At 68.9% G+C, this 15707-nt stretch carries 11 protein-coding genes and 1 pseudogene; 4 read left to right on the forward strand and 8 right to left on the reverse strand.

Annotation, left to right across the window (positions count from 1 at the left end):
* Window positions 1-14 precede the first annotated feature (14 nt).
* From OG625_RS38280 to OG625_RS38290, 3 genes are all read right to left on the reverse strand, one after another.
* On the reverse strand, window positions 15-6233 hold the full coding sequence (locus OG625_RS38280; RefSeq protein WP_329390139.1) for a DNRLRE domain-containing protein: 6219 nt from the start codon (window positions 6231-6233) through the stop codon (window positions 15-17).
* A gap of 544 nt (window positions 6234-6777) precedes the next feature.
* The gene (locus OG625_RS38285) at window positions 6778-7203 is read right to left on the reverse strand and encodes a hypothetical protein (protein WP_329390141.1); all 426 of its coding nucleotides are present in this window, start codon (window positions 7201-7203) and stop codon (window positions 6778-6780) included.
* Between the two features lie 307 nt (window positions 7204-7510).
* Complete coding sequence (locus OG625_RS38290) at window positions 7511-8425, reverse strand: slipin family protein (protein WP_329390143.1); 915 nt, start codon at window positions 8423-8425, stop codon at window positions 7511-7513.
* A 497-nt stretch (window positions 8426-8922) separates the two neighbouring features.
* Here OG625_RS38290 and OG625_RS38295 point away from each other — a divergent pair, with 497 nt between their 5' ends.
* From OG625_RS38295 to OG625_RS38310, 4 genes and pseudogenes are all read left to right on the forward strand, one after another.
* The gene (locus tag OG625_RS38295) at window positions 8923-9204 is read left to right on the forward strand and encodes a hypothetical protein (protein WP_329390144.1); all 282 of its coding nucleotides are present in this window, start codon (window positions 8923-8925) and stop codon (window positions 9202-9204) included.
* 330 nt (window positions 9205-9534) lie between these two features.
* Window positions 9535-10834: pseudogene (locus OG625_RS38300) on the forward strand (SLC13 family permease).
* Window positions 10835-10856: 22 nt separating this feature from the next.
* Window positions 10857-11138 carry a DUF3040 domain-containing protein gene (locus tag OG625_RS38305; RefSeq protein WP_329390146.1) on the forward strand — a complete coding sequence of 94 codons (282 nt, stop codon included), beginning with the start codon at window positions 10857-10859 and terminating at the stop codon, window positions 11136-11138.
* A gap of 9 nt (window positions 11139-11147) precedes the next feature.
* A complete protein-coding gene (locus OG625_RS38310; RefSeq protein ID WP_329390148.1) occupies window positions 11148-12668 on the forward strand; it encodes a potassium/proton antiporter in 1521 nt (506 codons plus the stop codon).
* A gap of 1 nt (window position 12669) precedes the next feature.
* Here OG625_RS38310 and OG625_RS38315 read toward each other — a convergent pair whose 3' ends face one another.
* From OG625_RS38315 to OG625_RS38335, 5 genes are all read right to left on the reverse strand, one after another.
* On the reverse strand, window positions 12670-12939 hold the full coding sequence (locus tag OG625_RS38315) for a hypothetical protein (protein WP_329390150.1): 270 nt from the start codon (window positions 12937-12939) through the stop codon (window positions 12670-12672).
* Between the two features lie 75 nt (window positions 12940-13014).
* Window positions 13015-13431: a hypothetical protein gene (locus OG625_RS38320; protein WP_329390152.1), complete on the reverse strand. Its 417-nt coding sequence runs from the start codon at window positions 13429-13431 to the stop codon at window positions 13015-13017.
* A 192-nt stretch (window positions 13432-13623) separates the two neighbouring features.
* Window positions 13624-13881: a hypothetical protein gene (locus OG625_RS38325; RefSeq protein WP_329390154.1), complete on the reverse strand. Its 258-nt coding sequence runs from the start codon at window positions 13879-13881 to the stop codon at window positions 13624-13626.
* The gene (locus tag OG625_RS38330) at window positions 13878-15128 is read right to left on the reverse strand and encodes a cation:proton antiporter (protein WP_329390156.1); all 1251 of its coding nucleotides are present in this window, start codon (window positions 15126-15128) and stop codon (window positions 13878-13880) included. Before OG625_RS38330 ends, OG625_RS38325 begins: the two co-directional genes overlap by 4 nt.
* A gap of 5 nt (window positions 15129-15133) precedes the next feature.
* The gene (locus OG625_RS38335; protein ID WP_329390158.1) at window positions 15134-15604 is read right to left on the reverse strand and encodes a cation:proton antiporter regulatory subunit; all 471 of its coding nucleotides are present in this window, start codon (window positions 15602-15604) and stop codon (window positions 15134-15136) included.
* Between the last annotated feature and the right edge of the window lie 103 nt (window positions 15605-15707).

Below are 15707 nucleotides of genomic sequence, written 5' to 3' on the forward strand. Positions count from 1 at the left end.
ATCAGGTGACCGGGTCAGCCCTTGGTGTAGACGATTCTCGAACTGGAGACGTACGAGGAGTAGGTACGCGCCCAGCTCCAGCCGCCGGTCCTGGTCCACTTGATGCCGGTGAAGGCGATCCGGTAGGTGGTCCGGTCCCGGTAGGAGTACTGGTAATGGGTTTCGTGCGTGGCGAGGATCTTCTGCCTGCCCCAGCCGTACCACGCGACGACGCGGCACTTGAAAATGTACTGCTTGCGGTACTTGTGCTGGCGCTGCCACGAGGTGATGGGCAGCGGCCCCCAGTCACCGCTGACGACGTCCCAGATCCAGTGGTAGCTGTAGTTCTGCCAGCTGCCGTAGCTCCACGACGTCGTGCGCAGGACGGTGGTGTAACTCCGCCCGGTCCACGCGTGCTTGGGTACGCGGCAGGTGGAGCACCCGGTCACGTCGTCGTTGTTGACCGGGTCCGCGCAGGCGTAGTCGTAGGCGTTGCAGCTTCCTCCCGGAACCGGGTCACTCGACAGGAATCGGCCCGTGGTCGGGTTGTAGAGCCGGACGCCCATCAGCGTGATGTTGTTGAGCGTTTCCGTCGAGCGGTGGGCGCCGCCGTGCCAGCCGTAGCGGACGGAAGGCTGGCCGCCGTTGCCGTATTCGTCCGTGTTGAGGACGGTGGGGGCCTGTCCGGCGGCGGCCGGCAGCTGGATCACCACATCGCCGTGGAGATTGACGAGCTGGAGCACGGTGGCGTCGGTCTTGGCGGTGACGGCGGCCAGCTGTCCGTCGAAACCGTTGACGTTGCGCGTCACGGCGCCGGTGGCGGTGTCCTCCACGATCCAGCGGGGGCTGTCCGCGTCGGAGCTGTAGTGGTTGAGCTTGGACTGGTTCTTGACCCAGTTCCCGGTGGCGTTGGATTCGACGGTCCAGCCGCGGAAGCGGAGCTGGGAGTCGAGGTTCCAGGTCTGGCGCTGGGATCCGACGGTCTGCTGGCGGACCAGGTCGTTGCTGAAGTACGACAGCGAGGTGCCCGGCGCGGCCGAGGTGCGCCCGAACGCGTCGTACGCGTAACCGGAGTCCACCAGGCGGTCGCCGGTGTCGTAGGTGTGGTTGGTGGTCGTGGCAGCCGCGGTGGTGCAGTCCAGGCCCGGAGCGGCAGTCGCCGTCGCCAGCGACTTCCGGTTGGAGTTCTTGTCGAAGGTGTAGCTGCGAGTGACACAGACGGTGTCGACCGTGTCGTCCTCGGCCTTCACCAGTCGGCCGACCTTGTCGTAGCTGTACTTCTGGTTCGCCGTCTGGCCGGCCGATCCCGTGTAGAGGGACCGCTGAGCGTGTGCGGTGGGCACCAGGTTTTCGGAGAACAGGACAACGCCGTCGCTGTCACGCGTGTACGTCCGGTCCGTCGGCATGCCGGCGGGGTTCAGGCCCTGCCGCATGGTGTAACCACCAGGCAGCTTCTGGCTGCGGACCTGTCCGTCTCCGTCGTAGCTGACGCTGAAGGTGCCCGCAACGGAGTCGGTGATGGACGTGGGCAGACCACGCGGGTCCACCGCGGTGTCATAGCCGTACGTGGTGGTCGAGGGCACGTTGTCGCTGACCTGGACCGCGCGTCCTTCGGCGTCGTACTTGCTCGTGGTGACGCCGCCGTCGGCGTCGGTGTACGACAGGAGCCTGCCGAGCTGGTCGTAGGCCTTGGTGACAGTGCCGCCGTCGGTGGAGGTGATCGTTGAGACCTTGCCGCTGTTCGCGTCGAAGGCCGTGGTCACCGCGGGAACCGCCGTGCCCACGCCACCGGTGATGGTCACCGAGGTGGCACGGCCGGCCGGGTCGTAGCCGGTGGTCTTCACCCGGGTGCTGCCGTTGGCGGTCTCCGTCAGCTTGGACGTCTGACCCCAGCGGTCGTACTCGGCGAGAGTGGTCACCAGCTCGGCGGGGTTGGAGCCGCCGCCGGTGACAGCCGCGGCGGGCCTGGTGCGACACACCTCGTCGGCCCACTCGGGCCGCCCCGCACACACCCCGGTCCCGCCACCGGTGTAGTACTCGGTGATCAGGGTGCCGGCGTCAGCGCCGCTGGAGCCCGGCATCGTGCGGCTGATCTGGCGTCCGGCCGCGTCGTAGGTGGCCTTCTCGGTGATGGCCAGGCCGCCCGGGTCCTGGATGGTGCTGGTGGGCTGCCCCTTGACCCAGTCGTAGACGGTCTGGGTGGTGCGGCCGTCTGCCGTCAAAGCCGGCCAGTTGCGGGCCTGGGCACCCTCGGTGGTCTTGGTGACCTTCTCCGAGACGTTCGCGCTGCCGTCGGTCGGCCTGCCGCTGTCGTACTCCTTGATGTTCTGGTGGCGGGCGATCACCTGCTCGCCGGCCGCAGCCACCGTGGCCGCGCCGTCCTTGAGGTCTGCCTCCAGGACCACGCGGTGCAGCGGCCCGAGGGTTTCCACCTCGCGGGAGCCATCGGCGTTGTAGATACCGCGGTTCGAGAGCAGCTCCGCGCGTTCGGCCACGGGGAGCTGAGCGATACCGAGATCGGCCAGCTGGGCCTTCTCCTCGGCGGTGGTGCCGATCGCCAGAGCCCTGTTCGCCGCCGAGAGCTCACGCACGGCGTTGCCGAAGCGGTCGTACTCGGTCGTGGTGACGTTCTTGCCCGGGTCGAGGGTGTTGACCTCACGTCCGGAGGCGTTCAGGTAGTGCACCATCGCCCGGCTGTAGTTGCCGGCCACCAGGGCACTGCCGTCGTTCGAGGAGGGGCGGGAGTCGGTCGGGAAGACGGCGGTCGCGTCGGTGGGCGCGTCGAGCTGCCCCCATGCCTTCACATCGGCTGCCGCCATCGCGTGGGGAGCCTTCGCCCCCGTGAGGCTGACGCCGTAGACGACCGTGCTCTGAGCGGTGTTTCCGTCCGTCTCAGAGGCCGAACCGGCCTTGAGCGTGGGACGGGTCACCTTCAGCAGCATCCCCTCACCGGAGACGGGGTCGCTGCCCACCTTGCCGTAGTGGAACGTCCAGGGCAGCTGGCCCGGCGGCGTCATCTCGATGACACGGCCAGCGCCGTCGTAGGCGTACGTCGTCTTGAGAGCGGGCGAGATGCGCGGATCCCACGTCGCCCGGAGCCGGCCCAAGTCGTCGTACGAGTACTTGGCGACAGCCGTCGCGGTGGAGGACGCCGCGCCCGGGGCCGTGGCCCAGACCCGGATCTCGGCGACCTGGTCCTTCACGTCGCCGAACGACATGGACGTGGCGGTGTTGGAGGACGCGTAGTTGAACTCCAGCACCCGGCAGCCCTTGGTGGACGGCGTGGTCTCGCAGGCGCCGACGGTTACGGCGCTGGTCGCGGCGATGATGCGCTTGGGGCGGGCGAGGACCTTCCCATCGACGGTCACCGCCTCCGACACGACCTCGGTCGTGGAGTTCGCGCGGCCGTCCACGAGGGAACGGGAGACGACCCACGCCGTCGAGGAGGCGTCGACGCGCTTGAAGGTGGTGACGGCGCCGTCGGTGTCCGAGAGGGTGAAGTCACCGGTGGTGAAGTTTCCGGCGAGCGTCAGGTTCTCCGCTCCCGGTTCCGGAATCCAGCCCGTACCGGCGGTGTTGGCCGTGAATGCGATGGTGCCGCCCTCGGCGGTCACGACGTCCAGCGACGTCGCGGAGGTCTTGCGGAGCTCGGAGTAGTCGGACTGCACCGCCTGCGCGGCCGTGCCCGTCACCCACTCCTTGCCGAAGATGGCCGCCTGGCCCCCCTGGGTGGAGCCGGCGTCCGGCGTCCGCGAGGAGAAGCTGCGGGTCACCGACATGTCCAGGACCGACACGTCGGTTCCGGACAGGGTGTAGTCGCCGGTGAGCAGGTTCAGCGAACCGGGCCCCACCTCGGAGGAGGCGGCGCCGTCGGCGTTGCGGTCCACCACGGCGTTCAGCGGCTGCGTGGCACCACTGCCGCCGGGGCCGCTGAAGTCGGCCTTGATCTGCACGGCGCCGTCGGGGTTGACCGTGTCGGTGGTGTTCCACACGAGCGGGGCGTTCTTGCCGCCGGTCATGGCGACGGGCCACGCGGTGAGCGGAGTTCCGCCGGAAGTCACCTGGCCCGCCGGGATCTGCACCCAGGGGTCAGCCTGCGACCGGCGCCAGGAGAACGACACCTTGTCGTACTTCGAGCCGTCGGCCTCGGCGGCCAGCGGGAGACGCCGGGCCGTGTGCTCGCCCTCGCTGGGCTGGACGAAGCCGCCCGGACCTGCATGGAAGGTGTACGAGAGAGGCTCGGACTTGTTGTCCGCCTTGTCGACCGCGCGGACCTGGAGGGTGTGGGTACCGTCCTTGGGCGGGGCGATGGAGATCGCCTTGGCGTCCGTGGCGCCGCCGGTGGTGACCTTGGTCCAGGTCGTGCCGTCCAGGGACCACTCGAGCCAGTTGTGGTCGGCTGCGGGCGGCGTGACGTTGAACGTGCCCGCCTGGCCTGCACCCTTGACCCAGGCGTTGGACGGGTAGTCCGCCGAGGTGATCCCGGTGGGGGCGGAGGGAGCGGCCGTGTCGACCGTGAAGGTCTTCCAGGTCGACCAGCCCAGGTTGTAGTGCGTGCCGTCGTACGGGGACGTACGGAACTTGTACGTCTTGCCGTTGGTCAGGACCCCTGCAGGGACGGTGACCGGGGCGGGCTGGCCCGACGGAACGAACGCCGACCGCAGGACGTCGCCGACCTGGGTGTCGGTGGCAGAGTCGAAGATCTGGAAGGCGCCCTGGACCTTGTCGCCGTTGGCGTCGATGAACGAGTCACGCAGTGTAGGCGTCGTGGAGTTCACGACGTACGCGCCGCCGTAGGAGAAGAACGGGGCGCCCGCCTCCTGCTTGGTGCCGGTACGCGGCCGGTAGTTGTAGGTGACCGTCAGCTTGGGCACATTGCTCGCGGCGTTGGCGGAGTTGACCCGCTTCCACTGCAGGGACGTGGCTTCCGAGGAGGCCCGCAGACCCATGCCGGAGTAGGACCACTTGTTGTTGGCCCAGTGCTGGACAAGGCTGGTGACATCCGCGTCGATCCAGCCGTCCGCGGTGCAGGCCGGGTTGCCCTTGGTCTGCGTGGAGGTGGCCATCTTGGTGACCATTGCGGGCTGGTTGGTCCAGCGCGAGGCGGTGGAGGCGTTGTTCGCGGTCCACACCTCCCAAGGCTGGGCGGTGCAGTCCGTGTTCCCGGAGTGGAAGTTGAACAGCGACAGCTTGGCGTTTGAGATCAGGGCGTCGGCGACCGGAGCGGTGTTCCAGGTGATGAAGGAACGCGCCGTGCGGAAGGTGCCGTCGGCGTTCTTCGTCCCCGGGTTTCCGAGATCGAGCTCGGTATCGCCCGACCAGTCGACGGTCTCGCCCTGCTGGACGTAGGTGTCGAAGAGGTTGCCCAGCACGGACGTCGACGGGTCGACCGTTACCGGGTACTTGGTGGCGGGGTCGGCAAGGAATCCCGCGTCCGGCGTGATGACCAGGTCCACACCGTCCTTGGTCTTGACGACCTTCATGGCGACCTTGGCCCGGCGAGTGTGCTCACCGGACACCTCGTCGACGGTGGCATCCCACATCACCGGGGCCGGCATGGTGGCGCTCTTCTCGGACTTCTTGTCCGTGAAGAGGATGCTTCCGTCGCTCTGCTCCTCGACCTTCAGACCCTTGGTCTTCAGCGGCAGCGTGTAGGAAAAGCCTGCCTCAGGCTTGGCCCTGACCTCGACGAACTGCTCGAAGCCGGTACGAGTCGCCTCCACGACGACGTCCGCGCCCGGGACCGCGTTCTCGTACACGGCGCGAGTGCTGTCCAGCTTCGGTGCCGGCAGACCGCCACGCCACTGCAGGGTGATCGCTTCCTCGCCCTGCCCCAGAGTCACCAGGTCGGTGGCGGGGGCCGACTGTGCGGCCCGCAGAGACGCTGCCTTCGTGCCGGACTTGCCGGCGAGCTTCAGGCCTCGCGGATGGGCCTTGGAGTACACCGAGCCGTCGGACGCCGCGGCGAGCTCGACGTCGACGTCACGCCAGGTGCCTGTCGCGGGGTCCTGGAAACGGATCGGGCCGGCCGCCATGTCCGTGGTGAGCGAACCGTCCTTGTTCACCCAGGTGGTCGACGTCTCCGTGCGCTCGGAGAGCGCCTCGACCCGCTGGCCCGACAGCCGGGCCGCCACGCGGGCAGACGGAATGTCGGCGGCCGTGGTCGCGGCCTGCGGCTTCTGGGCCTCGGTGGCGTTCGGCGCGGAGGGCGCGGCGATGGCTGCCTCGGCTCCGTAGACCGTCGACACCGACATCAACACGGCGATGCCGGCTGCGAAGGCGCGTACGCTCGCCCGCTGGTCGCGTCTTGGCCGAGCTCGGAACCCTGGCGAGGGCTCCGGTATCTGGCTTGTCACGTTTCTCCCCTTGTACGTGTACGGGTGGTGCTGGTGGGGCCGGCGGCTGGCCAACCGGCCCCTGCGCCGGACCGCCCAGAGGCGGGGGCCGACGCAGTCTGTAGGGCCGCCAGCCAGCACTTTCGCTGGACGGCGGCATGCCGCGTCTCCTCCCGACCGGTGGGCCGGGAAGGTTTGGCGGAGAGGGACATGTCCGTGCTACGGCTCGATCAGGCCGCTCCTGATGGCGCAGGGGGTGAGCCCGCGCGTGGCCTGCGATTCGGTGAGCCGGGGCATGGAGGCATCCACAATGGCCAGATCAACAGGGTTCCCCTGTAAGGCCGCGGCTGCTTCCGGGCCACCCGCGGAGCGCGCAGTCAGCCAAGTCTCTGCATCCAGGATCCGCCGCAGACAGCGCAGTACCAGGGCGTGATCATCGGCGAGCGGCGCGTGGGAAACGGCGTCACCGCCGGGACTCCGCTGGCACGGCTGTGAAGATCTGGCCGGTTTCGTCGTGGAGACCCAGGGTGGGTTGCCGCCGCTCGGCGTCCCGGGCGGAAGCCACCCGTTCACCGCTGGTCGCTCGTTCACACACCAGGCAGTCGAGCATCACGTTGAACGTCTGAACCGGCCCGCTGGTCTCACCGTGACCTGTGAGCTGGGCCTGGGACCCCGGCCACAGGAGATCCGCTGCCGCGATCGCGGGGGAGGGTCGCTGGAGCCAGCGGGGAGCGAGCCCCAAGGGGAAGGGAAGCGCGCCGGTCACCAGCATCGCGATGACGCCGAAGAGCATCGACGCGGAGACGGTGACCCACGGGCTCGGCAGAAGCACGAGGACCGCGACAAGGGCGATGGCATTCATCGTGAAGATCCGCCAGAACAACGGCATGCGGACCTCACCCCCCGGCTAGTACTCGTTCCCCGCGCAACAGCCCAGGAGGCCAGCTATGGCTCTGACCTGCGAAAAGCAATCGGGACGCAGTCTGCGTGACCGGAATCAGTCCGTCCATACATGCTGACACCCATCTTTCGGCGCCCCTGAATCCGTCAACAGAGCGGAGGACTCCCGCAGCTGTGACGCCGAACTTCGCTTGCCCTGATGAAGAGCCGCACAGAGGGGGCGAAACCGGGACAGCCCCTATGTCCTACTGCCGGGCCGCATCCGTGTTGCGCTGTGACACCGGGGGGTCGCAGTGTCAGGCGGCCTTCCGAGTCACTGCTGATTCGGGCTTTCCGACGGACAGGGTGGGGGTGTTGCCATCCGGTGCCGAGGATCCGGGCGACGGCTCCCCCGCCATGGGGGGCCTGGGCAGCGTCATTGCGGGCGCGGTGTGCAGGGGGCCGGACTGTTGCGGGGTGGCCCGTTCGAGGAAGCGCAGCAGTTCGACGGGGAAGGGCAGGACGAGGGTCGAGTTCTTCTCGGCGGCGACCGCGACGACCGTCTGCAGCAGTCTGAGTTGGAGGGCAGCGGGCTGGTCGGACATCACGGCGGCGGCTTCCGCCAGCTTCTTGGACGCCTGGAGTTCGGCGTCGGCGTTGATGATCCTGGCCCGGCGTTCGCGGTCGGCCTCGGCCTGCCGCGCCATCGACCGTTTCATGGTCTCGGGGAGGGAGACGTCCTTGATCTCCACCCGGTCGATGGTCACGCCCCACTCGACAGCAGGGCTGTCCATCATCAGTTCCAGGCCCTGGTTCAGCTTCTCCCGGTTGGAGAGGAGCTCGTCGAGATCGCTCTTGCCGAGGATGGACCGCAGCGAGGTCTGTGCCATCTGGGAGACGGCGAAGCGGTAGTCCTCGACGCGGATGATCGCGTCGACGGGGTCGACGACCTTGAAGTAGATGACGGCGTCCACCCGGACGGTGACGTTGTCGCGGGTGATGCCGTCCTGGGCGGGCACCGGCATCGTCACGATCTGCATGTTCACCTTGTGCATCGAGTCCACAACCGGAATGATCACGGCGAACCCCGGTCCCCGGACCTGGCCGCGCAGGCGACCGAAGCGCAGCACGACACCCCTCTCGTATTGCCTGACCACCCGGGCCGCCGCTGCCAAATAGAGCAGGCCTGCGGCGCCGGTGATCGCCAGTGCGGTCAGCAGCTCCTGGACCATGGCGAACCATCTCCCTCCAGAGCGACCTCTCTCCTGGATATGCCCCCTTTGCCATCCTTTGACCCTCATGTCGAGTGGAGCAATCGGAGGCCGGCCGACAGAACGGGGCCGAGGGCGGGCATTTGCGGCGACATGACATCACGTGCGCCGTGCCACCGGGGCGGTGTGCGCGTTGCCTGCCACCAGGACCTGCGTCAGGGGCCGTGAAGATGGGTGCTGGCCCCGATGCGCTGGGTGGGGCGTTAGGTGATGGTGGGAATCTGGAGCACCTCTTGTTCGGGACGGCCCTCGTAAGGGGCTGGGGACGGCATGCCGGGATGCGCAGGCTGGTGCGATGAACTGACGAGCATTCGTTGAAAGCAAGAGGGGGAAGAATGGCGGGCGATGAGGCGGCTGTGGAAGTCGTTCCCGCGGGTACCGCACCGGGGCAGGCTGGGAAGACGGGCCGGGACGCGAGCCGGATCGAGGGGTGGTCCATAGCGTGGATGCTCCTGGCCATGGTGATCTGGGGATGGTTCGCCTTCCTGCTGTTTGCCGACTACGGCCCCGAGGTGTCGTCGTACCAGGGGTCCCGCAGTCTGTGCCAGGGCCCGTTTGTTGAGCCGTCGCCCCAGGAACGGGTCTGCCGCAGCGACGAGTTGCGGCAGTGGCCCTCGCTGATGGGCATCCTCGCGCTGGCGGTTGTAGCGACCGTTACCGCCGCGGCGACCACGGTGTACGCCAAGGTCCTCGCCCGCCTGGCTCACAGAGAAGAACCCCGCGTGAACCAGCAGGGCTGAGGTTTGCCGTTGCAGCCACCCGGTGGCCGAGATCGGGGCCGGTTACGAGCCGGTGGTGAACGCGCAGACCGTCAACGACTAGCGGCGTGACCGTTCGCAATCGGCGTTGGTGCGGGGAAGGTCTTCCGTTGCCGGGGCGGTGAAGATGGGTGTTGGCCCCGATGCGTTCAGCGGGGGCGCCAGGTGATGGTGGGGGTCCGGAGCACCTTCTGTTCGGGGCGGCCCCTACGGGGCACGGGTGCTCGCGGCAGCACCTGTGAACGGAGCCGCGCCGATGACGACCCCGACCCCGTCGCCGCCTCACCCCCGGATCCGCTGGGCGGGCCCGCCATGAGCGTCACCGCATGGCTGGCCGTGGCGGTGTTCGGGGCTGTCTACGTGCTGATCGCCACCGAGAGGGTCCACCGGGTCACCGCGGCCCTGGGCGGCGCGGTCGTCATGCTGCTGATCGGCGCGACCCGCCCGGAGCACGCGTTCTTCTCCGATGTGGCCGGGATCGACTGGAACGTCATCTTCCTGCTGCTGGGCATGATGCTGATCGTCTCCGTCCTCAAGCGCACGGGGCTGTTCGAGTTCGTCGCGATCTGGGCCGCCAAGCGGTCGCACGGGCGTCCGTACCGGCTGATGGTGCTCCTGATCTTCGCGACCGCGTTCCTGTCGGCGTGGCTGGACAACGTCACCACCGTCCTGCTGATCGCCCCCGTGACGATCGCGGTCTGCACCAGGCTCGGCGTCCCGGTCGTGCCGTACCTGATCGCCGAGGTGATGGCATGCAACATCGGCGGCGCCGCGACCCTGATCGGCGACCCGCCGAACATCATGATCGGCTCCCGCGCCGGCCTCTCCTTCAACGACTTCCTGCTCCACATGGCCCCCATCGCGGCGCTGTTGGTCGTGGTGTTCGCGGTGATGGCGCGGTGGATGTTCCGCGGCGCCTTCTCCTACGACCCCAAGCGGGCCGCGCACGTCATGGCCATGCGGGAGCGGGACGCCATCACCGACGCCCGCCTGCTGGCCGTCAGCGGCATCGTGGTCACGGTCGTGATGGCCTGCTTCGTCCTGCACACCGCCTTGCACCTGGAGCCCTCGGTGGTGGCGATCTCCGGCGGCCTGGTCCTGCTCGCCGTCTCCCGTCTCAATGCCCGCCAGGTCGCGGCCGATGTCGAGTGGGAGACCCTGGCGTTCTTCGCCTTGCCTGTTCGTGATGGTCGGCGCCATGGTCCAGACAGGGATCCTCACCGACCTCGGGCAGGCCGCGGCCCGCGTACTGGAGGACAACCTGTTCGGCGCTTCCATGGCCCTGCTGTTCGGATCGATCGTGCCGTCGGCGGTGATCGACAACATCCCGTTCGTCGCCTCGACCAGCCCGGTCGTCTCCGAGATCGTCGAGGCCTCCGGAGGGGCCGGTCAGGCCCAGGTGCTGTGGTGGTCGTTCGCGCTCGGAGCGGACCTGGCCGGCAACGCCACGATCATCGCTTCCTCCGCCAACGTCGTCACGGTCGGCATCGCGGAGCGCGCCGGACACCACATCTCCTTCTGGCAGTTCAGCCGGTACGGCCTGGTCGTCACCGCCGTCACCACCGTGCTGGCCGGCTTCTACGTGTGGCTGCGCTACTTCGCACTCGCCTGACCGATAGAAAGGAGGAAAGGCCATGACGGAATCCGATGACGAGCGGATCGCCGAGCTTGAGGCCCTGCTGTGGCACGACGACCCCCGCTTCGCCCGCGGCCTGGGCAAAGGCCGCCCCCGACGGCCCCGCGAGTACCGCAGCGGGCGGGCCTGGCTGATCATGGCCTGCGCCCTGGCCATGATGGTCATCGGGGCCGCGGCCCGGCTGGGGACGCTGCTGGCGGTCGGCCTCATCATGGCCGCGCTCGCGGCGCACCTCTTCGACACCAGCCGCCGGCGTGGTCCGCGCCGGCCCGGGCCATAGGGGCGGGCTGTGACGCTGCAGCAGCTGTACCTGGTGCTGTTGGTGGGTGGTGTCGTCCTCATGGCCAGCATCGCCGCGGCCCGCGCGGCGCACAGGCTCGGCCTGCCGAGCCTGCTGTTGTTCCTCGCCGTCGGTGTGATCGCGGGCGAGGACGTGATCGGTATCGAGTTCGACGACGCGCAGCTAGCCCAGTCTCTGGGCACCGCAGGTCTGGCGGTCATCCTTGTTGAGGGCGGCCTGAGCACCCACTGGCCCGACGTCAAGCGTCGGCTGGCACCGGCCGGTGTACTGGCCACCGCCGGCGTCGCCCTGTCCGTGGTGGTCACGGGTGCCGGGGCCCACTACCTCCTGGGCATGGACTGGCATCTGGCGTTGCTGTTGGGCGCGATCGTCTCCTCCACCGACGCCGCCGCCGTCTTCGCCGTCCTGCGCTCCCTGCCCTTGCCGCGGAAGACAACCGGGCTGCTGGAGGCGGAGTCCGGGTTCAACGACGCCCCCACGATCATCCTGGTCCTGGTCTTTTCCACTGCCGCGGCCGACCTCCCCGGCCCCGCCGCGATTCTCGGCAACGTCGTCTACCAGCTGGTCGTCGGCGGGCTGCTGGGGCTGGCCGTCGGTCGGATCGGGGTGGCCGCGCTGCGGCACATCGCGCTGCCGGCCACCGGGTTGTACCCGCTGGCCACCGTCGGGTTCGGCATCATCGCCTTCGCCGCCGGCGGCTTCGTCAACGCGAGCGGCATCATCGCCGCCTACCTGGCCGGGCTGGTCCTGGGCAACTCGCGCCTGCCCCACCGCGCGGCGACCCGCTCCTTCGCCGAGGGCACCGGATGGCTCGCCCAGATCGGCCTGTTCGTCATGCTCGGCCTGCTCGTCGACCCCAGCGAACTGCCCTCCGCAATCCTGCCCGCCCTCGCGGTCGGACTCGTCCTGCTGCTGATCGCCCGCCCCGTCTCGGTCGCCGCCTGCCTGCTGCCCTTCCGCACCCCGTGGCGGGAACAGGCCTTCATCTCCTGGGCCGGACTGCGCGGCGCCGTGCCGATCGTCCTCGCCACGTTCCCGATCGTCGCGGCCGTCGAGGGCTCCCGGCACCTGCTCAACATCGTTTTCGTCCTCGTCGTGGTCTTCACCCTCGTCCAGGGCCCCACCCTGCCTGCCGCCGCCCGCCTCCTCCACATCGCCCGGCCCGGGGCCGTGCGGGAGATCCAGGTCGAGAGCGCGCCCTTGGACGTACTGGACGCTGACCTCCTGACCGTCACCATCCCGCCGGGCTCACGTCTCCACGGCGTCGCCGTCTTCGAACTCCGGCTCCCCCCACCTGCAGTGATCACCCTCCTGGTGCGCGGCGGCGTCACCCTGGTACCCGGCCCCGACACCGTCCTCGCCGCAGGCGACGAACTGCTCCTCATCACGACCCCGGCCACCCGACAGACCACCGAGCGACGCCTGCGCGCGGTCGGCCGCCGGGGCAAACTCGCCCGCTGGCTCGGCGAACACGGCAGGTCCGAACCGGTCGGTGGCGGCAGCGAGTGACCTAGGAGCCGTTCGGAGGGCGGGAGACCTGCGCGAATCCGACTAGGGCGACACCGGCCATCAAGAGCGGCACGAAGACGGCGAAGGGCAGTGCGGGCGCCACCGCGAGTGCCACCGCCATCAGAAGCGTTCCCACGCCCCAGACAACCGGTCGCCGCACACTGCGGCGAAGCCAGGGGAAGACGACACGGCCGGTCACGATCGTCCAGACGCCGACGGTTCCGAACCCGAGGGCCACCGCGATGGTGGCCGCTTGCACGACGGTGAGCACGTCTACCTCCCTCAGAAGTTCTAGCGAAATGAAGCAGGGCTACGGGGTTCGTAACCGCTGAACGGCGGTTGTGTCTCAGCGCCGGCCGAACTTATTGTGTGCCCGGCGTGCTCGCCAAAGAGTCACAGTTCCCAGGTCAGAGCGCATGTGCGGCGGCACGATGAACGCCGGCATGTTGAAGAGGATGATGCTGAACTCGCATGCCAAGCACGCCAGCAGGGTCACCACTGCCACGAGAACAATGGCTGCCTGAGCATCGGTCATCTCGGCGTCCAACGTCCCCAGGAGGACGAGAGGAGTGATCGCCCACAAAAAGATGGCAGTGACACCCAGAGCGCGCACCTCGCCTCGTTTGACCTCCTGGCCGAACGGCAGAACGGCAAAGGCGGTGAGGAAGAAGTCCACCAAGTCGGCATCCCGCCAGAGCTGGACTGCCTTCCAGCTCATGAAGGCAGCCCCTGCCATCCACAAAAGCCCGATGAAATAGGCCATGCCGCCCCCCACACTCACCGACTGCCGTCGCGAACACCGAGAGTACGTCGCCTCTCGCACCTCAGCTCAAGATCGGCCACAACGAGCACCTTCAGGCATTTTTGCGTCCCTCAGGCGCCTCCAGCAGATCAGTGCGCAGCCCAGAGCGAGGAAGGCTGGTGAACGTCGTCGCGGACCTTCCAGACGGCCGGGTCACCGATGGCGGCGACTGGCGGCGAGCTTGCAGGCCAGGTATACGGCGGTCGCCGGCCACAGGACGATCAGCAGGGTGAGGATGACCGCGCTCGAAGCCGGGTCGCGTTCGGAGTCCCGGCGCCAGCCCGGGTGACGCGCCAGGAGCCGGGGCAGACGGTGGGCGAAGCCGACCGCGCCGCCGAGGTAGACAGCCAGGGCGGCGAGCAGCAGCACGGTCTCCCGGCTGGTGATCGCCGCCCAGGTGTCCTCACTCACGTGCGGCCGGCCGGATCCTGGGCCTGGTCCTTGAGGTCCTCCGTGGATCCCGGCTGGGACGGCACCGCGGCCAGGACCGGACCCGACGGGGTGCGCCGGTTGCCGACCCAGGTGGCCACGGGTTCGGTGTAGCGGGCGGTGAGCGGTCCGATCACCACGAGGATCAGCACGTACGCGGTGGCGAGCGGGCCCAGGGCGGGCTCGATGCCGGCGGTGACGGCGAGCCCGGCGATGACGATGGAGAACTCGCCGCGGGCCACGAGCGTGCCACCGGCCCGCCAGCGCCCCTTGACCCCCACCCCGGCGCGCTTCGCGGCCCAGTACCCGGTCGCGATCTTCGTACCCGCCGTGACCACGGCGAGTGCCAGGGCGGGCAGTAGGACGGGCGGGATGCTCGCCGGGTCGGTGTGCAGGCCGAAGAACACGAAGAACACGGCTGCGAACAGGTCCCGCAGCGGGCTCAGCAGCGCGTGGGTGCCCTCGGCGACCTCGCCGGAGAGGGCGATGCCGACGAGGAAGGCGCCGACGGCTGCGGAGACCTGGAGCTGCTGGGCGATGCCTGCGACGAGCAGGGTCAGGCCGAGGACGACGAGGAGGAGCTTCTCGGGGTCGTCGCTGGAGACGAAGCGGGATATGTGGCGTCCGTAGCGGACCGCGACGAACAGCACCCCTCCGGCGACGCCGAGCGCGATGGCCAGGGTCGCGCTGCCCGCGGCGAGGCTCACGCCGGCGAGGAGGGCGGTGATGATCGGCAGGTAGACCGCCATGGCCAGGTCTTCGAGGACCAGGATGCTGAGGATGACCGGGGTCTCGCGGTTGCCGACCCGGCCCAAGTCACCCATGACCTTGGCGATGACTCCGGAGGAGGAGATCCAGGTGACGCCGGCCAGGACTACGGCGGCGACCGGGCCCCAGCCCATGAGCAGGGCGGCGACCGCTCCGGGTACGGCGTTCAGGCCGAAGTCGACCAGCCCGGCCGGGTACTGGGTCTTGAGGTTGGAGACCAGATCCGAGGCGGTGTACTCCAGGCCCAGCATGAGCAGCAGCAGGATCACGCCTATCTCGGCGCCGATCGCGACGAACTCCTCGCTCGCCCCCATGGGCAGCAGCCCGCCGGTGCCGAAGGCCAGTCCGGCCAGGAGGTAGAGGGGGATGGGGGAGAACTTCAGACGTCCGGCGACCCGGCCCAGCAGGCCGAGGCCGAGGATGATCGCGCCGAACTCGATGAGGAAGAGAGCGGAGTGCACGGGAGTCACTCCCGCCCGAGTATGGACGCGGCGGCGTCGACGCCTTCACGGGTGCCGATGACGATGAGGGTGTCCCCGCCCGCCAGGCGGAAGTCCGGCGTGGGCGAGGGCCGGGCCTCCGCGCGGCGCAGTACCGCCACGATCGAGACACCGGTCTCGGTGCGCATCCGTGTCTCGCCCAGCACGCGCCCGTTCCAGTACGAGTGGGCGGACAGCTCGATCCGCTCGGCGACCAGGCCGAGATCGGTGGTGTGCAGCACGTTCGGGCTGTGATGGGCCGGCATCAGCGCGTCGATCAGCGAGGCCGTCTCCGCTCCGGTCAGGTGCAGCGACTGGGCGCAGGCGTCGGGGTCGTCAGCCCGGTAGAGGTTCACCGTCCGGGTGCCGTCCCGGTGCGCGATGACCGACAGGTGGCGGTGTTCGCGGGTGGTGAGGTCGTACTGGACCCCGATTCCGGGCAGTGGTGTGGTGCTCATCCGTGGAGCAGGCACAGCTGTCCCCCCTTGCTCTGTGCTCGATTGCGGTACGGCGCCGGGGGATGTGAGGCAGGATCCCGGCCCGGCGCGGGCCCATCGTGCC

This window comes from Streptomyces sp. NBC_01351, from assembly GCF_036237315.1.
Taxonomy (GTDB): Bacteria; Actinomycetota; Actinomycetes; order Streptomycetales; family Streptomycetaceae; genus Streptomyces.